A 16,310-nucleotide genomic window follows, 5' to 3' on the forward strand; every position below is an offset into this window, starting at 1 on the left:
TCAGCCGGCGGCCAGGTTCCGGGTGCGCTGCTCCAGCAATGCGGCGGCGTCGTCGATGCGGGTGACGGTGGCGTCCAGCGCGGTGGTGCGGGTATCGAGCGCGCGGCGCTGCACGTCGAGCCGCTCGCGCACGCCTTGCGGGGCTGGCGCGCCGTACGACTGGCGACTGTTCACATTGCGGATCGGGTCCAGGCATTGGGCGACGTCCTCGGCCGAGAGCCCGGCGGGCCTGCCAACTTGCTCCGCAGTGGCGTCATCGATCATCGCTGGGGTGATCGCGGTCGCCGGCAGGCCCTCGTCGAGCGCACGCCGCACTACGGCGCCGATAATGTGATGGGCATCGCGGAACGAGAGGTCGGCCTTGCGGACGAGCAGGTCGGCCAGATCCGTCACCGTGGAGAAGTCGTTAGCCGCGCGCGACGCCATGCGTTCCCGCTCGGGCTGCACGTCCCGCACCAGCAGCTTCATCAGTTCCAGGCTCTTCAGGGCCTCTTCGCAGCTCTCCCAGCAGGTTCGCGTGCTTTCCCGGCTGCTGTCGCCGGAATGCGAGAAATGCGTGGATTTCACCGTCGTGAGGGCGGCCGAGGTCAGGCCGATCAGCTGGGCGGTCTTGCCACGCAGGTATTCGAGCACGACCGGGTTCTTCTTCTGCGGCATGATGCTCGACGTGCCGGCGATGCTGTCCGGAAACGTCAGGTAGCCGAATTCCGGCGTCGACCAGATATAGAAGTCCTGCACCATCCGGCTGCAGGTGATCATCATGATCGAGAGTGCCGCGCTCAACTCCAGCGCAAAGTCCCGGGACGCCACGCTGTCCAGCGCGTTGCCAAGCGGCTGGCTGAAGCCGAGCAGGGTGCTGGTGAGGGTGCGGTCGACCGGAAATGACGTGCCGGCGAGCGCGCAAGCGCCCATCGGGCAGCCGTCGAGGGTTTCCAGGACGTGCATCAGGCGGTCGATGTCCCGGGACCAGGCTTCCACCAGCGCCGACAGGTAATAGCCATAGGTGATGGGCTGCGCGGCCTGCATGTGGGTATAGCCGGGCATGACGTAGTCGGCGTAGGCATCCGCCTGGCTCAGCGCGGCGTCGCATAGCCCGGCCAGCGCCGAGCAGATCCGGATCACGAAGCCGCGCGCGCGGATCCGGTCATTGGTCGCCCCAATATCGTTGCGGCTCCGTGCCGTGTGCAGACGGCCGCCGACATTCTGGCCAATCAGGCGGATCAGGTGCGCCTCGTAGTTGAAATAGGCATCCTCCCGCGCTTCATCGAGTTCGACGACCTCGGGGCCCTCGCGCCGCATTTTCAGCAGGGCGTTGGCGAGGGTCGCCGTGGTGGTTTTGTCGAGAATCTCCTGCTGGTCCAGCATGACCAGATGGGCCAGGTTGATTTGCGTCAGCACTTCGAAATTCTTGGTAAAGAATTCACGCGTGGTACGCGGCTGGAAAATGTACTGGATAACCTCTTTGGCGGGAGGTTGCTTAAGCCGGCGGCTGACTTTGGATTCCATTTTCAAACTCGGTTGAAATAAACATACATCGAGTTTGGTTTGCGACAACCCATGCGTCAAATCAGCCGATCGCACTGTCTTATACAATTCCGATATGGGTTGAGGGCGGGGTGGCGCATGCGTCCCTGCGTGCCACAATCGCCATCTTTCGGGAGGCCGTTCCATGAACTTCAAAGAAATCGAGGCGTTCCGCGCCGTGATGATGTCGCGCTCCATGACCACGGCGGCCGGTCTTCTGCATACGTCGCAACCCAATATCAGCCGCTGGATCGGCTTGCTGGAGAGCAAGGTGGGCTTCCAGTTGTTTCAGCGCGTGGGGACCAAGTTGATTCCGACGGCAGAGGCCGAGGCGTTCTATGCGGATGTCGAACGCGCTTTCATCGGACTCGAATCTCTGGACGATAGTGCGAACACCATTCGCAGCCGGGGCACCGGGCTACTGCGCGTGGGGGCCGTCGGCTCTATTGCCGACAGCATATTGCCGGACGCCATGCGATTTTTTCGGCAGGATTTTCCCGATATTCCAGTGCTGCTGAATACGGGCAGGTCCGAGGTGGTGGCTAAATGGATCGCGAGAGGATTTTGCGATATTGGATTTTGCTCCGTTCCGACCGAACTACCGAGCCTGCAATATGAGGAAATCAATCTCGCGCGTGGCGTGGGCATTGTTCCCGCATCCCATCGGCTGGCGACACGTTCGGTCCTGAATCCGGCGGATTTCGAAGGGGAATCCTTCATTTCGCTGCCGGCGGAAAGCGCGAACCGGCGGGAGATCGACCGGCACTTTCCGATCGGCTCGCGGCTGCTGGCCATCGAAACGCCGTTTGCCACGACGATCTGCAAGATGGTCAGCAAGGGTCTCGGCGTGTCCATCGTGAGTCCGATCGTCAGCCACGCGCTTGGCTTGCCCGATGTGCGCGAGATTCCGTTTGCGGGCGAGGTCATGTTCCGCAGCTTCGCGGTCACGTCTGACCATTTCCCCTTGAATTTCCTGGCTAGCCGGCTGGCGGCGTGCGTGCGGCAGGCGTTCGACGCAGCGGATGACTGAGGCGGTTAATCCGCCGGTCGCCACTGGCCGGAGTCGTGGCGGACATCGACCCTTTCGCCATTCAGCCGCAATTGCTCGGCATTCATCGTCGCGGCAGCGGCAGGGTCAATATCGAATTTGATGTTGAGCGCCTGTTCGACGGGGGCCCTTTCGACCGGCAACTCCCAGGTCAAAAATAGCTGTGTCCAATCCTGGTCCGAGGGAAAATCGGCCAAATCGAAACCATCGCTGCCGCGCCGAATGACGGCGTGCGGCTGGCAGGTATCGAAGATCATCACCGTCCCCCGTTGCAAGGGGATACGAAGATCCAGCGCCGGAAAATGCACGTCCAGCCCTTTGTCTTCACTCAGGAAGAGATTGCAGAAGGCCAGACCGGCGTATTGCTCTCCATCATGGTGATAGCGCGCGCCGCGGCAGGCCATGAGCGCGACGTCGGTCGACAAAATCATGCCGAAGGTGCGCGCCCAATCTGACACCGCCTGTACGCAGGCCGAGTAGTCGGGCCAGCGCATTCGCGCCCGTGGCAGGGACATCGCTTCGACATCGCCGGTTTCCAGCGACATATTGGACCCGATTTCCCGCGCCCAATCCGCGCGCAGCCGGGCCGGCGGTTCGGGAATGTCGACCGTGCCGGATAACACGACGTCACTCACACTCCGGCTGCGGATGGCATCGTCACTCCAGAAATAGGCAATGAGCGGTGCAGGAGAGGGTTGGGGGATGTGGTGCATGGCCGACAGTGTAATGCGTCGCCCTCATTCTGCAGGGCAGTGCTTCCTCGGTATTCCCGAGGATGTATTTTCATTGACGATTCAACGAAAATGGCATTTCCGGCCTGTGCACAGGCCGCTAATAACAAGAGCCCTCGCATGTCCCGTCTTGCCTCGGTGCGTCCCGCACTGCCAATTCTCATTGGCGCCTCAGTCATGCTGTCGCTCGCCATGGGCCTGCGGCAGAGCCTGGGCATTTTCGTGCCGCCCCTGACCCGCGACATCGGGATTTCAGTGGGCGATTTCACGATTGCCGTGGCGGTACAAAACCTCACCTGGGGTGTGTTGCAGCCATTTGCCGGCGCGCTGGCGGTACGAACCGGGTTCCGCCCGCTGATGGTCGGGGGCGCGTTGCTGTACCTGATCGGGCTGGTGCTGCTCGCCACGTCCCACGGACTCTGGGCGGTCGTGCTCGGCGCCGGGGTGCTGATCGGCATGGCGATGGCTTCCACCGGCACGGCGATGGCGATGGCCGCGGCATCGAGCGCCGTGAACGTTCAGGTGCGCAGCCTGGTGCTCGGCTGCGTGTCGGCCTGCGGTTCGCTCGGGGCGATGATCGCCGCGCCGCTGGGGCAGAGCATTGCCAGCGAATGGGGCTGGCGCATGGGCGTGGCCGCCTTTGTCGTGCTGGCGCTGGTGATGCTGCCCGCCGCCTGGTTTGCTGGCCGTTCTGACACTTCGCGCCAGGCGCCCACGCGGGCGCAGCCGGAGCTGAGTGGCCGCCAGGCCCTGATGGGCGCGCTGCGGCATCCGCCGTTCGTGGTCATGGCGCTGGCCTACACCGTCTGCGGGATGCAATTGGTGTTCCTGACGACGCACCTTCCCGCATACCTCGATATCTGTGGCATGGACCCGATGCTGTCCGCCAAGGCGCTCGGCATGATCGGCGGATTCAACGTGCTGGGCAGCCTGTTTTTCGGATGGGCGGGCGGGCGGGTCAACAAGCTGCTGTTGCTCGGCGGCATCTATATCTGCCGGTCCCTCGGCTTCATCTGGTTCTTCCACACCCTGCCGACCCCGGAAAGCACGCTGGTGTTCTCCGGGGTCATGGGGTTTCTCTGGCTGGGCGTGTCGCCGCTGGTGCAAGGATGGATTGCGCAGACGTTCGGCCTGCGCTGGCAGGCGATGATCGCCGGCGTGGCGTTCTTCAGTCACCAGATCGGCAGCTTTATCGGCGCCTTCGGGGGCGGCTGGCTCTATGACCTGATGCAGAACTACTCCGTCGCGTGGAAGGTGGGCGCCGCGCTGGGGTTGACCGTTGGCCTGATCCAGATCGCCTTCGCGCTGGTGCCGAGGGCGCCGTCGCCGGATCTGGTGCCGTCCTCCTAATCCAGCGCGCGGTTCCTCGACTCCACGTTGACGGCGCCAATGGCGACCGCCCCGGCGAGCAGCATGGCGGAGATCAAGGCCAGCGCCAGGGTGAAGTGCGTGGCCATCACCGGGGCAATGATCGAGGGCGCGAACAGTCCGCCGAAACGCGCCACGGCGCCGCACGTGCCCATGCCCGTGGCCCGCAGGTCGGTCGGATAGACCTCGGGGGTGAAGGCGTACAGCGCGCTCCATGTGCCAAGCAGCGAGAAGCTCATGAGTAGCGTCGAGCCGACCACCACCGTGGGATCGGTGCCAAAGCTGTACAGCATGCACCCCGCGGCGCTGAGCAGCAGGAAGCCGATCAGGGTGGGCTTCCGGCCCCAGCGTTCCACGCCATAGGCAGACAAGGCGTAGCCCGGCAACTGCACGATGGCGAGGATCACCAGGAAGACCTGCCCGCGCATGAAGGCGAATCCTTCGGCGCCGAGCTTGATCGGCAGGTAGACGAACACGCCGTAGTACGCGATGGAGACGAGCGCCCATGCCGCCAGCAGCGCCAGGGTGCGGCGCCGAAGACCGCCCGAGAACAGCGCAAGGACCGATTTTGGCGCGGCACGCTCCGCTTGCAGCGGCGGGATTTCCACCTGCCTGCCGTTCGCATCGGCCACACGCTGGAGCACCGCGCGCGCCGCGTCCGGCTTCCCGTTTCGGTTGAGGAACATCGGCGATTCCGGGATATAGAAGCGCAGGACCACGCCCACCAGCGCGGGAATGGCGGTGACAAGGAAGATCGCGCGCCAGGCCTGATCGCCATAGGACAGCGCTGCCAGCGCCAGCAAGGCCAGGCAGAGCGTGCCGAGCGCCCAGAAGGACTCCAGCAGGACCAGCCAGCGGCCACGGCGGTCGCGGGGCAGGAACTCCGCCATCATGGTGTAGTCGACGGGCAGCGTGCCGCCGACGCCAATCCCCGTGAACAAGCGCAGCACCAGCAGCCAGGTCAGGTCCGGCGCGAAGGCGGAGGCGACCCCGCAGATCGCGTCGATGACCACGGCCGTCATCAGCACGGGCCGCCGGCCGATGCGGTCCGCCAGTCGCCCGAAGAAGAACGCCCCCGCCAGCATGCCGACGAAGAAGAACGTGCCCGTTTGCAGCGCCTGGGGCACGGAGATGCCGAACGTCTTCGCAATCGACGGGGCGCTGAAGCCGATGGACAGCACCTGCATGGCGTCCGCCAGCCACACCAGGCCGAAGATGACAAAGAGCCGGTACTGGAACTTGCCGACGCCCGCGGCCTCGATGGCGCTTTCCAGAGACACCGGGGCGGCCGTAGCGTGGCGGGGGATGTGATCGAGCGTGCTGGTCATGTTGGGGGGAGACTGTCGATGGGAAGGTGTCAGGCCGATCGCTCGGCAGGGGCCCGGCTCAGGCGGCGAACTGCCTGCGGCGGTTGCCCGGTGGTGCGGACGAAGGCGCGCCGCATGCGCTCGCGGTCAGAGAATCCGACTTCCTGCGCGATCACGTCCAGCGAAAGTCGGCCTTTCTCCAGCAGCAGCCTCGCCGCCTCCACGCGCAGGTGTTCCACGGCCTTTGCGGGCGATTGACCGGTCTCCGCGCTGAATGCCCGGCTGAACTGGCGTGGACTGAGCCCGGCGACATCGGCCAGTTCGTCCACCGTCAGCGGATGGCGCAGGTTGGCGTTGGCGTGGTCGATGGCTTTCTGGATCCTGTCGGACTTCGGGTCGAGGTCGAGCAACGTGGAAAACTGCGACTGGCCGCCCGCGCGCCGATGATAGATGACCAGCTTGCGCGCCACCGTGCGCGAGACCTCCGCGCCGTGGTCCTTCTCGATCATGGCGAGCGCCATGTCGATGGTGGCCGTCATGCCTGCGGAAGTCCAGATCGGCCCGTCCACGATGAAAATCTGGTCCTCTTCGACCGCGATCTTCGGGAAGCGGCGCTGCAGGTCATGCGCGAACCGCCAATGGGTGGTTGCGCGCCGGCCATCCAGGACGCCCGCCTGCGCCAGGATGAAGGCGCCCGTGCATGGCGCCGCAATCCGCCTTGCCGTCTTCAGCGAACGGGCGACGAAAGCGGTCAACGCGGCGGAAGTGATGTCGATCTCGACCCCCGAGCCGAACATGACCGTGTCATAGGCGTTGTCGCCGAAGGGCTGCGAATCGACCCGAATGCCGGCCGACGACATCACCAGTCCGCCGGTCTCCGACAGCACCGTCACGTCGTAGGCCCGCTCTTCGAGGACGACGTTGGCCAGCTCGAACGCCGTGACGGCCGCCAGGCCCATCAGATAGAAGTTCGGAAAGACGACGAAACCGATCGTGTGCATGGTGATACCCGGGGTCATGTCCTGAATTGACGGTATATATGACATTTGAGACACGGTCAACGGCGAATATGATCGATATCAACCGCATTTCACCGAGTTGCTCCTATGGATCGTCGACTACTGATACTGGCGCTGGGCATGTTCGCCATGGGCACGGACAACTTCGTCGTCGCCGGCATCTTGCCCGGCGTGGCGGCTTCGTTGCACACATCGATCAGCATGGCCGGCCTGATGGTGACTTGCTACGCGTTGACCTATGCCGTGGCGGCGCCCGTGATGGCCGCCGTGGCGGGCAACTTGCCGAGAAAGCGGCTGCTGGTGACCGCGCTGGGCATTTTCGTGATCGGCAACGCCATCAGCGCGCTCGCTACCGACCTCCAGTGGGTGCTGCTGAGCCGGGTGCTGGCAGGCTTCGGCGCCGCGCTGTTTTCGCCGACCGCATTGGGTGTGGCCGCCGCGCTCGCCGCACCGGAGAAGCGCGGGCGTGCGCTGGCCACGGTCACAGCCGGCCTGACGGGGGCCACGGCGCTGGGCTCGCCACTCGGCACCTTTATCGGCGGATTCGGCGGGTGGCGGGGAACGCTCTGGTTCGTCACGGCGCTCGGTATCGTCGCGATGATCGGCGTCTGGACGATGCTGCCGTCCGTTCCGTTGCCAGCGGCCGTCCGGTTGCGGGAGCGGCTTGCTCCCTTGCGTGACAGGCGCGTCGCGCTGACCTTGCTCACGTCACTGTTCGCGTTCGGCGGGTTCCTGATGGTCTACACCTACGCCGGCGTGGTGCTGGCGCGCGTGACGGGTGGCGACGAACGCATTCTGGCTGGGATGTTGCTGGTGTGGGGCGTTGCCGCGACGTTCGGGAACCTCATGGCCGGCCGTCTCGTGGACCGCTTCGAGAGCCGCCACATCATCCACGCGATGCTCTGGGTGGCGATCCTCAACTTCTGTGCGCTGCCGTGGATGGCCGGCCACGCGGCGACGGCCCTGGTTTCGCTGGTCATCTGGGGCATTTGCGGATGGGGGCTCATCGTTCCGCAACAGCATCGGCTCGTCCAGTTGTCCCCGACGACGGCGCCGCTGGTGCTTGCGCTGAACAATACGGCTACCTATACGGGGCTGGCCTGCTCGGGCCTGCTGGGCGGGGTCGTAATCCAGTCGACAGGCGGGCAGTACCTGAGCCTGGTCGCGGCCGTGTTGATCGCCATGGCCTTCGGCTTTGCCATGGCCGCGCATCGAAGTATGGCGAGCCAGCGCCGAGGCATCCGCCCAGCGATGGTCTCCTGACTGCTCGCGAAATTCGCGCTTCACCGGAGCCCCCGCCGCACCAGCGGATTTCGTGATTCTCTCTGCATTTTCGGCCGTCACGGCGCACGCCAGTGACGGCTTTCGCACGTCTTCTCCCGTCTGAAAATTAAAGAATCGTCGATTTATCGGGCGGGCTGTCCTCCCTATTATTCGCTCGATTGCAGCGAAGCGTTCCCGACCACGGCAACACGTCCTGCAAACAGGCTGGCCACATCCGTACGCATGTTCGCAATGTCCAGATTCTCAGTCGTTTTACCTCTGCATAGATTCCTTCATGAAAAGCAAACTCCTCTCCGCCTTGATCATTGGTGGCACCGCAATGGCTTCGCAAATGGCTGCAGCCGCCGACGGTACGATCACCTTCACCGGCAACGTCACGGCGCAGACTTGTGCCATCAATGGTGGCGCTACCAATTTCGTGGTTGCCCTGCCGACCGTGTCGGCGTCCTCGCTCTCCGCAGCGGGCAAGACCGCCGGCCGCACGCCGTTCAGCATCGCGCTGTCGGGCTGCACGCCGACCGCAGGCAATGTGCGCACCTTCTTTGAGGCGGGTCCCAACACCGACGCCTCCACGGGTCGCCTGAACCTCACCGCAGGCGGCGCCCAGCGCGTGCAGATCGGCCTGCAGAACGCCTCGGACGAAACCAACATCAACGTCGGTTTCGCCAATGCCCTGCAAAACTCGAAGTCGGTTCCCCTGGCCTCTGGTGCCGCCACGCTGCGCTACTACGCCCAGTACGTCGCCACCGGCGCGGCAACCGCCGGCGCGGCCAATACCAGCGTGATGTACTCCATCGCCTATCAGTAAAGCCGTATCGGGTGGCGCGGTGTCGCGCCACCTTTTCACCCCTTGTTTCCTGAATACCGCGTGCAATCATGATCACCAACCAGAAAATCCGTTCCGTACTGACCGCAGCCGTGCTCGTGCTGAGCCTGCCTGCCGCGTGGAGCGCTCACGCTTCGGTGGTGATCGGCGGCACGCGTGTGGTGTACAACGCCAACGAAAAAGAAGCGACGATCAAGCTTTCCAATCAGGGAAATGCTCCGGCGCTGACCCAGGCCTGGCTCGACAATGGCGACCCCAAGGCCGCGCCATCTACCGTGGAGGTGCCATTTCTGGTCACTCCGCCCGTGATGCGCATTGATCCGAAGAAGGCGCAGACCCTGCGCATCCTCCATACCGGCGAGCCACTGCCGCAGGACAAGGAGTCGGTGTTCTGGCTCAACGTGCTGGAAATCCCGCCCAAGGCCGAAGCCAGTGGCGCGAACACCAACCATTTGCAGCTCGCGTTCCGCTCGCGCATCAAGATGTTCTATCGCCCCGCAAACCTGAAGGGCAGCGCACTGGACGCTCCGGGGCAGGTGGCCTGGCGGTTGGTGGCATCCGGCAATCAGTTCAGCCTGGAAGCCCGCAATCCGACCTCGTACCACGTTTCCTTTACCGCGCTGGAAGTGAAAGGCAGCGACGGCAAGGTCGCCAGCTTCGATGACGGCGGCATGGTGAACCCGGGCGAAACCCAGGTGTTCCCGCTCAAGGGCGACGTCACGCAGTCCGCAGCCCCCAAGGTCCATTACACCGCCCTCAATGACCATGGCGGAGCGGTCACCGGCGAAGCCGCCGCGACCCACTGAATAGCGGCGCTTGCCGGCGAAGCTGTCGCCGCGCAGGACGCCTCCAACGTATCCCCTATCTAGCGTTTTTGCGATGCCGCCATACGGCAGGGGATCGGCTTGTCTGAATTTGTGATGAAGATCCCCGTGTCCCACCAAAAACAACCCCTCGCATCCCGTTTCCGCCTGCGTCCGACCATGGTCTCGCTCGCGCTGTTCACCAGCGCCTCGGCGTGGGCGGATGGAATGGCCACCCCTACTGCTGGGGAGGTTGCCTTCAACGATATCTTCCTGCACCAGCCCGGTCACGGGCGGGTGGATGTCAGCCGCTTCAGCAAGGGGAATGCGGCCGTACCGGGTACGTACCGGGCGGATCTGCATGTCAACGAAGTCTGGCTGGGCCGGACTGAGGTTGTCTTGCGCCAGGCCGGCGCAGCAAACGAGGTGCATCCGTGTTTCGATCGCGCCCTGCTCGAGCGCATCGGCGTGGACCTTGCCGCGCTGACGCCGGAGGCCAATGCGCTACTGGACGATGCCGCTGCCTGCCCGACGCTCGCGCAACTGGTGCCGGACGCTGTCGCGCACTTCGACAGCAGTGAGCAGCGCCTCGATCTGAGCCTGCCGCAAGTTGCCATGAGCCGCCAGCCGCGTGGCTACATCGACCCGAAGTATTGGGATGAAGGTGTGAGCGCAGGACGCCTGCTCTACAACGCCAGCGTTTATCACAATAGCGGGCAGGGTTTTTCCGCCACGCAGGGCTTCGTCGGGCTGAATGGCGGCGTGAACGCGGGCGCATGGCGTTTTCGTCACAACGGCAGCCTGACCCACCACGAACGCACCGGCACCCGCTACCAGGCGACGCAGACGTTTGTCCAGCGCTCGCTTGCTTCCATCAAGAGCCAGCTGGTCTTTGGCGATGCCTACACCGATGGCACCATGTTTGACAGCGTGGGCTTTCGAGGCGTGCAACTGTCGAGCGACGATCGGATGTATCCGGAGTCGCAGCGCGGCTATGCGCCGGTGGTGCACGGCATCGCCAGCAGCAATGCCCGGGTGGAGATCCGCCAGAACGGCAACACGATCTACGAAACCAACGTCGCGGCCGGCGCCTTCGAGATCAACGACCTGTACCCCACCGGCTATGGCGGCGACCTCGAAGTGGTGGTGACGGAGGCCGATGGCAGCGTGCACATCTCGAAGGTGCCCTATGCCGGCGCGGTGAATGCTCTGCGGCCGGGCGTGACCCGCTATGGCGTGGCCGCGGGCCAGTATCGAAGCGCCACAAGCAATGGCAAGCCGCTGATGATGCAGGCCACCGTGCAGCATGGCTTCACCAACCTGATCACAGGCTTTGGCGGGGTGACGGTTGCGCAGGACTATGCGGCCGGCGTGATTGGCGCCGCGCTTAACACCCGCTTTGGTGCGCTGGGCGCGGATATCACCCATGCCTCCACGCGGCTGCGCAACGAGCCGGACCGTCATGGGCAGAGTGTGCGGCTGAGCTTGAGCAAGCTGGTGGAACCCACCAACACCAACCTGACGCTGGCCGCCTATCGGTACTCCACGGGCGGGTACCTCAGCCTCGCGGATGCCGTCGCCCTGGGCGATCTGGACCGGAAAGACATGGGCGTGGCCTTGCACGGCACCCCACGCGGCCGGCTGCAACTGGTGCTGAACCAGGCGCTGCCGGGCGGCTACGGCAACTTCTACGTGAGTGGATCCACCCAGGACTACTGGCGGCGCAACGGCCGCGATACACAGTTCCAGCTTGGCTATAACAACAGCTTCCGGCGGGTCAACTATGGTGTCTCTGCCGCGCGCCAGTTCGACGTGAACACCGCGAGGTGGAACAGTCGCGTGATGCTGAGCCTGGGCGTTCCGCTGGGCAAGGCCACGCAGGCACCGTACTCGACGACCAGCGTACAGACCGGCTCGTCGGGGCCTACCTCGGTGAACCAGTCGGTGACTGGATCGTACGGCGTCGACAACGCATTCAGCTACGGCTTGAATGCCGGGTACACCGGAGGGGGCAGCGCGAGCCATGCCACGAGCGTCGGTGGGAACGCGTCGTATCAGTCGACACTGGCCGCGTTCACGGGCGGTGCCAGCAAGAGCAACACCTATACCCAGGCATCCGCCGGTATCTCGGGCGGCGTTGTTGCCTACAGCGGCGGCGTTGTCCTGACGCCGAGCCTGGGCGACACCCTGGCGATCGTCGAAGCGAAGGGTGCATCCGGTGCGCGGGTCGGGGGCGGCAATGGCTTGCGGGTGGATCCGTGGGGGCGTGCGGTGGTGTCGAGCCTGATGCCGTTTGCCCGAAACGAGGTGGAAATTGATCCCAAGGGCCTGCCGCTGGATGTCGAACTCAAGTCGACGCTGCAACAACTCGCCCCGACCGCCGGCGCAATCGTGAAGGTGTTGTTCGAGACGGCGAACCCCGGCCGGGCCGCCATCGTGCGCGTGCGGACGGCGGATGGCAAGCCGGTGCCGTTCGGCGGGGAAGTGCTCGACGCCGCGGGCGAATCGGTGGGCATGGTGGGGCAGGGCGGGCGAATCATCGTCCGTGGCCTGCAGAGCGATAGCGGCGAGTTGACGGTGGCTTCGGCCGATGGCGCGGGGCAGGCATGTCAGTTCAGCTATCGACTCCCCGCGCTGTCCGATGCGCGCAACGCGATCGGCATCGCCACCGTCGATGCGCAATGCCTGTAGCCGCGCGGCTTCGGCCCGCAATCGCCGCCGGAAAGCCGGAGGCAAATGCCAACAGCGGAGGATTTTTGATGTCAGTCATTACAGCAGCAAAGCTTGGGCGGACGATGGTGATCACCGTGGTGGCATGGCTGGCGCTTGCCCAGGGGCAAGCCCACGCCCAGGGTCTCACGTGTAACAGTCCCAATCCCGCCGTGTTCAATTTCCAGCTACCCGTGGGGACCTTCGCGGTGCCAAGGGATGCGCCGGTTGGCACGCGCATTTCCCCGTGGACCAGCAGACAAACTGCGGGCAGGCAGACGTGGCGATGCACTGTGCCGGCGGACGTGAACATCGGGCCGGCTTATCGGGCAGGGCTGCCGCGGGCCGGGCAACTCCACTATTCCGAGGGCGGGGAGAATTTTCCGGTCTTCACCACGAATGTCCAGGGGGTTGGACTGGTGATCGGCGTCAATTCAGGGGCTGGGGGCAATTGGTATGGCGGCGATAACGCGAGGCTGCACGGCGTCCCGACAAATTGGGAGGTTGCCGTCGGGACAACAAGCAGTAGCCGCCAACCCATAGGGTTTGGGACGCGAATGAGTTTCGCATTCGTCAAGACCGGGCCGATTACAGCCGGCGCGGTGAATCTTCCGGGTACTGTCCTGCAGGTCGGCATTGACGCAATGTACGACGGGAATCCGCAAGCCATCGTCGATGTGAGGGCAAGTGGCAGCCCCACCTTCTCCGAAGTGGCCTGTACCACGCCCAATGTCAACGTGAACATGGGCACGCGGTCGCACACGGATTTTCAAGGTGTGGGGTCCGCCGCGCCCGCCACCGCGTTCACCATTGACGTCAACAATTGTCCCGGGGGGCTGAATGGCATCCAGTATCGGGTGGATGCCGTCACCCAGGTACTTAATAGCGCCAATTCAGTGGTGGCCCTCAATGGGAATTCGAACGCGCAGGGCATTGGCGTGCAGTTGCTGGATGGCGCCGGTGCCGTGCTGCCGCTCGGGGTGGATAAGCCATTCACCGGATATAACCGCACGTCTGGCGGAAGCTACAAGATTCCGCTAAAGGCACGCTATTACAAAACTGGCGAAGTAATAAGGGGAGGCACCGCCAATACGGCAATGACCTTCACCATGACTTACCAGTAATGCATCAAAAGCAGGTAAATATGTCAGTGATTCACACAAGAACCCTCCTTCGCACGACAGGAGGCGCCGTGATGGCGTGGTTCGCCCTCGTGCAGGGGGAGGCCCAGGCCGTGTCGTGCGACAGTCCCAACCCCTCGGTGTTCAACTTCCAGCTGCCCTCGGGCAACTTCGGGGTAGCGCGGGATGTGCCGATCGGCGCCCGCATTTCTCCGTGGACAGGCATGCAGAGCATGGGCCGGGAGGTGTGGACCTGCATGCTGGCGGCGTATCGGCCTGCGGGGCCGTACTATCGGTCAACCCTCCAGCAGTCTGGGGTGACATTCATTGAAAATGGCGTGAATTACCATGTCTACAATACCAATCTACAGGGCGTTGGCCTGGTTATCGGTGTGAATTCAGGGACGCGGCGCGAGTGGTATGGCGGTGACAACGCGAAGCCTGTTAGCGTGCCGCCGACCTGGGGCATTACCATGGGGACGACGAATCCCGGCGCGACACGGATGCAATGGGGAACGCGAATGAATTTCGCCTTCGTCAAGACCGGGCCGATCAGGGCCGGCACAGTGAGTCTGCCGGGCAGGGTCGCACAGGCTGGCATCGAGGAGTTCTACAAGCAGCTTCCCATGGCTGGCGTGGATGTCACAGTGAGTGGCAATCCCACGTTCTCCGAGCTTGCCTGCTCAACCCCCAATGTCACGGTGAATATGGGCACGCGCTCGAATATGGATTTTGGGGGGATCGGATCGCCCGCGCCCGCCACGTCGTTCGCCATCGACGTCAACAACTGCCCGGCGGGGATACAAGGCATTCAGTATCGACTGGATGCTGTCACGCGGGTTCTCGACGCCGCGAAATCGATCGTGGCGCTCGACAGCAACTCAACCGCGCGGGGCGTTGGCGTGCAATTGCTGGATAATGCCGGCGCCATACTGCCGCTCGGCGCGAACCGATCATTTACTGGCTATTGGCCCACGGCTGGCGGAAGCTACCGGATTCCCTTGAGGGCCCGCTATCACCAGACCGCCTGGGCGATAACCGGCGGAACTGCGAATACGGCGATGACCTTTACCATGACTTACCAATAGCGCGCGGCGGGAACGTGTGGCACGCCACGTAGCCGTGGCGGTGCGGCCTGTTATGCTCTGGACGTGACATCTCGTCGATAGGCCCCAATCCCCGTGCCGCGCCTGACCCCGAATCAATACCGACTGCTGTTCTCGATCTGCGCGGTGGCCGTGCTGGTCCTGTCGCTGCTGCCGCTCTCGGTGCCACAGCCGACCACCGGCTGGGACAAATCCAACCACCTTCTTGCCTTCGGGGTGCTCGCGCTGCTTGGCGTGCGCGCCTGGGCCGGCCGCATGGCGGCGGTGCTGGCCGGCCTGATGGCCTATGGCGTGCTGATCGAATGGCTGCAAGGCATGACGGCGACCCGCTCGTCCGACTGGCATGACCTGGTCGCCGACGCCGCCGGGCTGGCGCTGGGCCTGCTGGTGCATGCCGCACTGACGCGGGTCTGGCCCAGTCTGTCGGCCCATCGGAATGAGCCCCGGGCCTGACGCGCGCCGGGGTCAGTTATCGAGCGATTCCAGCGTGTAGCTTGCGCCGGCATCCTGACCGAGCAAATCCACCAGCAGCGGCATCGCCTCCTCGATCGTCTCCTTGAGCCGCCATGGCGGGTTGACGATGAACATCCCGCTGCCATGCAGGCCGAGCCCGCCTTCCACCGGATGCTTCACAGTCAGCGTCACATGCAGCCAACTCTTCAGCGGCAGGCGCATCAGCTGCGCCGGCAGTTGGATCGACTCGCGCCGCTGCACCTGCGGATACCAGATCGCATAAACGCCAGTTGCAAACCGTTCGAGGCTGTCTTCCAGGGCCTGCACGGTACGCGCGTAGTCCTGTTTGTCTTCGTATGAGGGGTCGATCAGCACCAGCGCGCGGCGCGGCGGCGGCGGCAGGATGGCCTTGATGCCATTGAAGCCGTCGCCGTCGTAAAGCATGACCTTGCGGCCCGCGCCGCGGAAATTGTCGCGCAGCACCTGGATCTCGGTACTGTGCAGCTCGAACAGCCGCAGGCGGTCCTGATCGCGCAGCATCTGCCAGGCCAGCCATGGCGAACCCGGGTAGTGACGCAGGTTGCCGTCCGGGTTCTGGGCGCGCACCTGGTCCAGGAATTCGTCCAGGAACGGGGGCAGGGTCTGGCCATCGGCGGCAGCCTGCCAGATGCGCGAAATGCCGGTTTCGAACTCGGCCTTCTTCTGCGCGTAGGCGTGGTCCAGCGCGTAGAGGCCGGCGCCGGCATGGGTGTCGATGTACCAGAACGCCTTGTCCTTCTGCGTCAGGTGCTCCAGCAACTGGACCACGACGGCGTGCTTGAGGACATCGGCATGGTTGCCGGCATGGAAGGCGTGGCGATAACTGAGCATGATGAGGCGGGATGACGGCGCGCAAGCGTCGGCGAAAAAAGCGTCGGCGGGCGCGTGGCGCGAAGGGCGCTATGCTACCATCCGCCGCCCCCGGAAGCCCGTTTTACGGCCCGTTCCTGCGGCTGTTGCCGTCCGAAGTGT

The 16,310-nt window shown here is 64.2% G+C and carries 14 protein-coding genes; 9 read left to right on the top strand and 5 right to left on the bottom strand.

From position 1 onward, the window contains the following. Positions 1 to 1,506 (bottom strand): argininosuccinate lyase, encoded by a 1,506-nt coding sequence (gene argH, locus BM115_RS09710; RefSeq protein ID WP_092293053.1) that lies wholly within the window; start codon positions 1,504 to 1,506, stop codon positions 1 to 3. A gap of 163 nt (positions 1,507 to 1,669) precedes the next feature. On the opposite strand from argH, the gene BM115_RS09715 reads away from it, so the two are divergent. Continuing rightward, complete coding sequence (locus tag BM115_RS09715; RefSeq protein ID WP_092293055.1) at positions 1,670 to 2,554, top strand: LysR substrate-binding domain-containing protein; 885 nt, start codon at positions 1,670 to 1,672, stop codon at positions 2,552 to 2,554. Positions 2,555 to 2,559: 5 nt separating this feature from the next. Here the strand turns inward: BM115_RS09715 and BM115_RS09720 are convergent, their stop codons facing one another. Then, entirely contained in the window at positions 2,560 to 3,285 is a 726-nt protein-coding gene (locus BM115_RS09720) for a hypothetical protein (protein ID WP_092293057.1), read from the bottom strand. 138 nt (positions 3,286 to 3,423) lie between these two features. On the opposite strand from BM115_RS09720, the gene BM115_RS09725 reads away from it, so the two are divergent. After that, positions 3,424 to 4,653, top strand: coding sequence for an MFS transporter (locus tag BM115_RS09725; RefSeq protein WP_092293059.1), 1,230 nt, complete (start codon positions 3,424 to 3,426; stop codon positions 4,651 to 4,653). Here the strand turns inward: BM115_RS09725 and BM115_RS09730 are convergent. Then, a complete protein-coding gene (locus tag BM115_RS09730; protein ID WP_092293061.1) occupies positions 4,650 to 5,999 on the bottom strand; it encodes an MFS transporter in 1,350 nt (449 codons plus the stop codon). The genes BM115_RS09725 and BM115_RS09730 overlap by 4 nt on opposite strands. 29 nt (positions 6,000 to 6,028) lie before the next feature. Continuing rightward, on the bottom strand, positions 6,029 to 6,979 hold the full coding sequence (locus tag BM115_RS09735) for a GlxA family transcriptional regulator (RefSeq protein ID WP_092293333.1): 951 nt from the start codon (positions 6,977 to 6,979) through the stop codon (positions 6,029 to 6,031). Positions 6,980 to 7,084: 105 nt separating this feature from the next. On the opposite strand from BM115_RS09735, the gene BM115_RS09740 reads away from it, so the two are divergent. From BM115_RS09740 to BM115_RS09770, 7 genes are all read left to right on the top strand, one after another. Continuing rightward, complete coding sequence (locus BM115_RS09740; protein ID WP_092293063.1) at positions 7,085 to 8,260, top strand: MFS transporter; 1,176 nt, start codon at positions 7,085 to 7,087, stop codon at positions 8,258 to 8,260. Between the two features lie 295 nt (positions 8,261 to 8,555). After that, positions 8,556 to 9,089 (top strand): fimbrial protein, encoded by a 534-nt coding sequence (locus tag BM115_RS09745; protein WP_092293065.1) that lies wholly within the window; start codon positions 8,556 to 8,558, stop codon positions 9,087 to 9,089. Positions 9,090 to 9,157: 68 nt separating this feature from the next. Continuing rightward, positions 9,158 to 9,913, top strand: a complete 756-nt coding sequence (locus BM115_RS09750) for a fimbria/pilus periplasmic chaperone (RefSeq protein ID WP_092293067.1) — start codon at positions 9,158 to 9,160, stop codon at positions 9,911 to 9,913. A 114-nt stretch (positions 9,914 to 10,027) separates the two neighbouring features. Further along, positions 10,028 to 12,601 carry a fimbria/pilus outer membrane usher protein gene (locus BM115_RS09755; RefSeq protein ID WP_255370753.1) on the top strand — a complete coding sequence of 858 codons (2,574 nt, stop codon included), beginning with the start codon at positions 10,028 to 10,030 and terminating at the stop codon, positions 12,599 to 12,601. A gap of 68 nt (positions 12,602 to 12,669) precedes the next feature. After that, positions 12,670 to 13,743, top strand: coding sequence for a fimbrial protein (locus BM115_RS27385; RefSeq protein ID WP_218158024.1), 1,074 nt, complete (start codon positions 12,670 to 12,672; stop codon positions 13,741 to 13,743). 71 nt (positions 13,744 to 13,814) lie between these two features. Further along, entirely contained in the window at positions 13,815 to 14,828 is a 1,014-nt protein-coding gene (locus tag BM115_RS27390; protein ID WP_218158025.1) for a fimbrial protein, read from the top strand. A 93-nt stretch (positions 14,829 to 14,921) separates the two neighbouring features. Beyond that, positions 14,922 to 15,299, top strand: coding sequence for a VanZ family protein (locus tag BM115_RS09770; RefSeq protein WP_255370754.1), 378 nt, complete (start codon positions 14,922 to 14,924; stop codon positions 15,297 to 15,299). 12 nt (positions 15,300 to 15,311) lie between these two features. Here the strand turns inward: BM115_RS09770 and BM115_RS09775 are convergent, their stop codons facing one another. Further along, the gene (locus BM115_RS09775) at positions 15,312 to 16,169 is read right to left on the bottom strand and encodes a 23S rRNA (adenine(2030)-N(6))-methyltransferase RlmJ (protein ID WP_092293071.1); all 858 of its coding nucleotides are present in this window, start codon (positions 16,167 to 16,169) and stop codon (positions 15,312 to 15,314) included. Between the last annotated feature and the right edge of the window lie 141 nt (positions 16,170 to 16,310).

It is taken from the genome of Cupriavidus sp. OV096 (genome assembly GCF_900115455.1).
Taxonomy (GTDB): Bacteria; Pseudomonadota; Gammaproteobacteria; order Burkholderiales; family Burkholderiaceae; genus Cupriavidus.

Coding starts and splice junctions, on each gene's coding strand:
- argH (WP_092293053.1), bottom strand. CDS start 1,506: ATGGAATCCAAAGTCAGCCGCCGGCTTAAGCAACCTCCCGCCAAAGAG.
- BM115_RS09715 (WP_092293055.1), top strand. CDS start 1,670: ATGAACTTCAAAGAAATCGAGGCGTTCCGCGCCGTGATGATGTCGCGC.
- BM115_RS09720 (WP_092293057.1), bottom strand. CDS start 3,285: ATGCACCACATCCCCCAACCCTCTCCTGCACCGCTCATTGCCTATTTC.
- BM115_RS09725 (WP_092293059.1), top strand. CDS start 3,424: ATGTCCCGTCTTGCCTCGGTGCGTCCCGCACTGCCAATTCTCATTGGC.
- BM115_RS09730 (WP_092293061.1), bottom strand. CDS start 5,999: ATGACCAGCACGCTCGATCACATCCCCCGCCACGCTACGGCCGCCCCG.
- BM115_RS09735 (WP_092293333.1), bottom strand. CDS start 6,979: ATGCACACGATCGGTTTCGTCGTCTTTCCGAACTTCTATCTGATGGGC.
- BM115_RS09740 (WP_092293063.1), top strand. CDS start 7,085: ATGGATCGTCGACTACTGATACTGGCGCTGGGCATGTTCGCCATGGGC.
- BM115_RS09745 (WP_092293065.1), top strand. CDS start 8,556: ATGAAAAGCAAACTCCTCTCCGCCTTGATCATTGGTGGCACCGCAATG.
- BM115_RS09750 (WP_092293067.1), top strand. CDS start 9,158: ATGATCACCAACCAGAAAATCCGTTCCGTACTGACCGCAGCCGTGCTC.
- BM115_RS09755 (WP_255370753.1), top strand. CDS start 10,028: ATGAAGATCCCCGTGTCCCACCAAAAACAACCCCTCGCATCCCGTTTC.
- BM115_RS27385 (WP_218158024.1), top strand. CDS start 12,670: ATGTCAGTCATTACAGCAGCAAAGCTTGGGCGGACGATGGTGATCACC.
- BM115_RS27390 (WP_218158025.1), top strand. CDS start 13,815: ATGGCGTGGTTCGCCCTCGTGCAGGGGGAGGCCCAGGCCGTGTCGTGC.
- BM115_RS09775 (WP_092293071.1), bottom strand. CDS start 16,169: ATGCTCAGTTATCGCCACGCCTTCCATGCCGGCAACCATGCCGATGTC.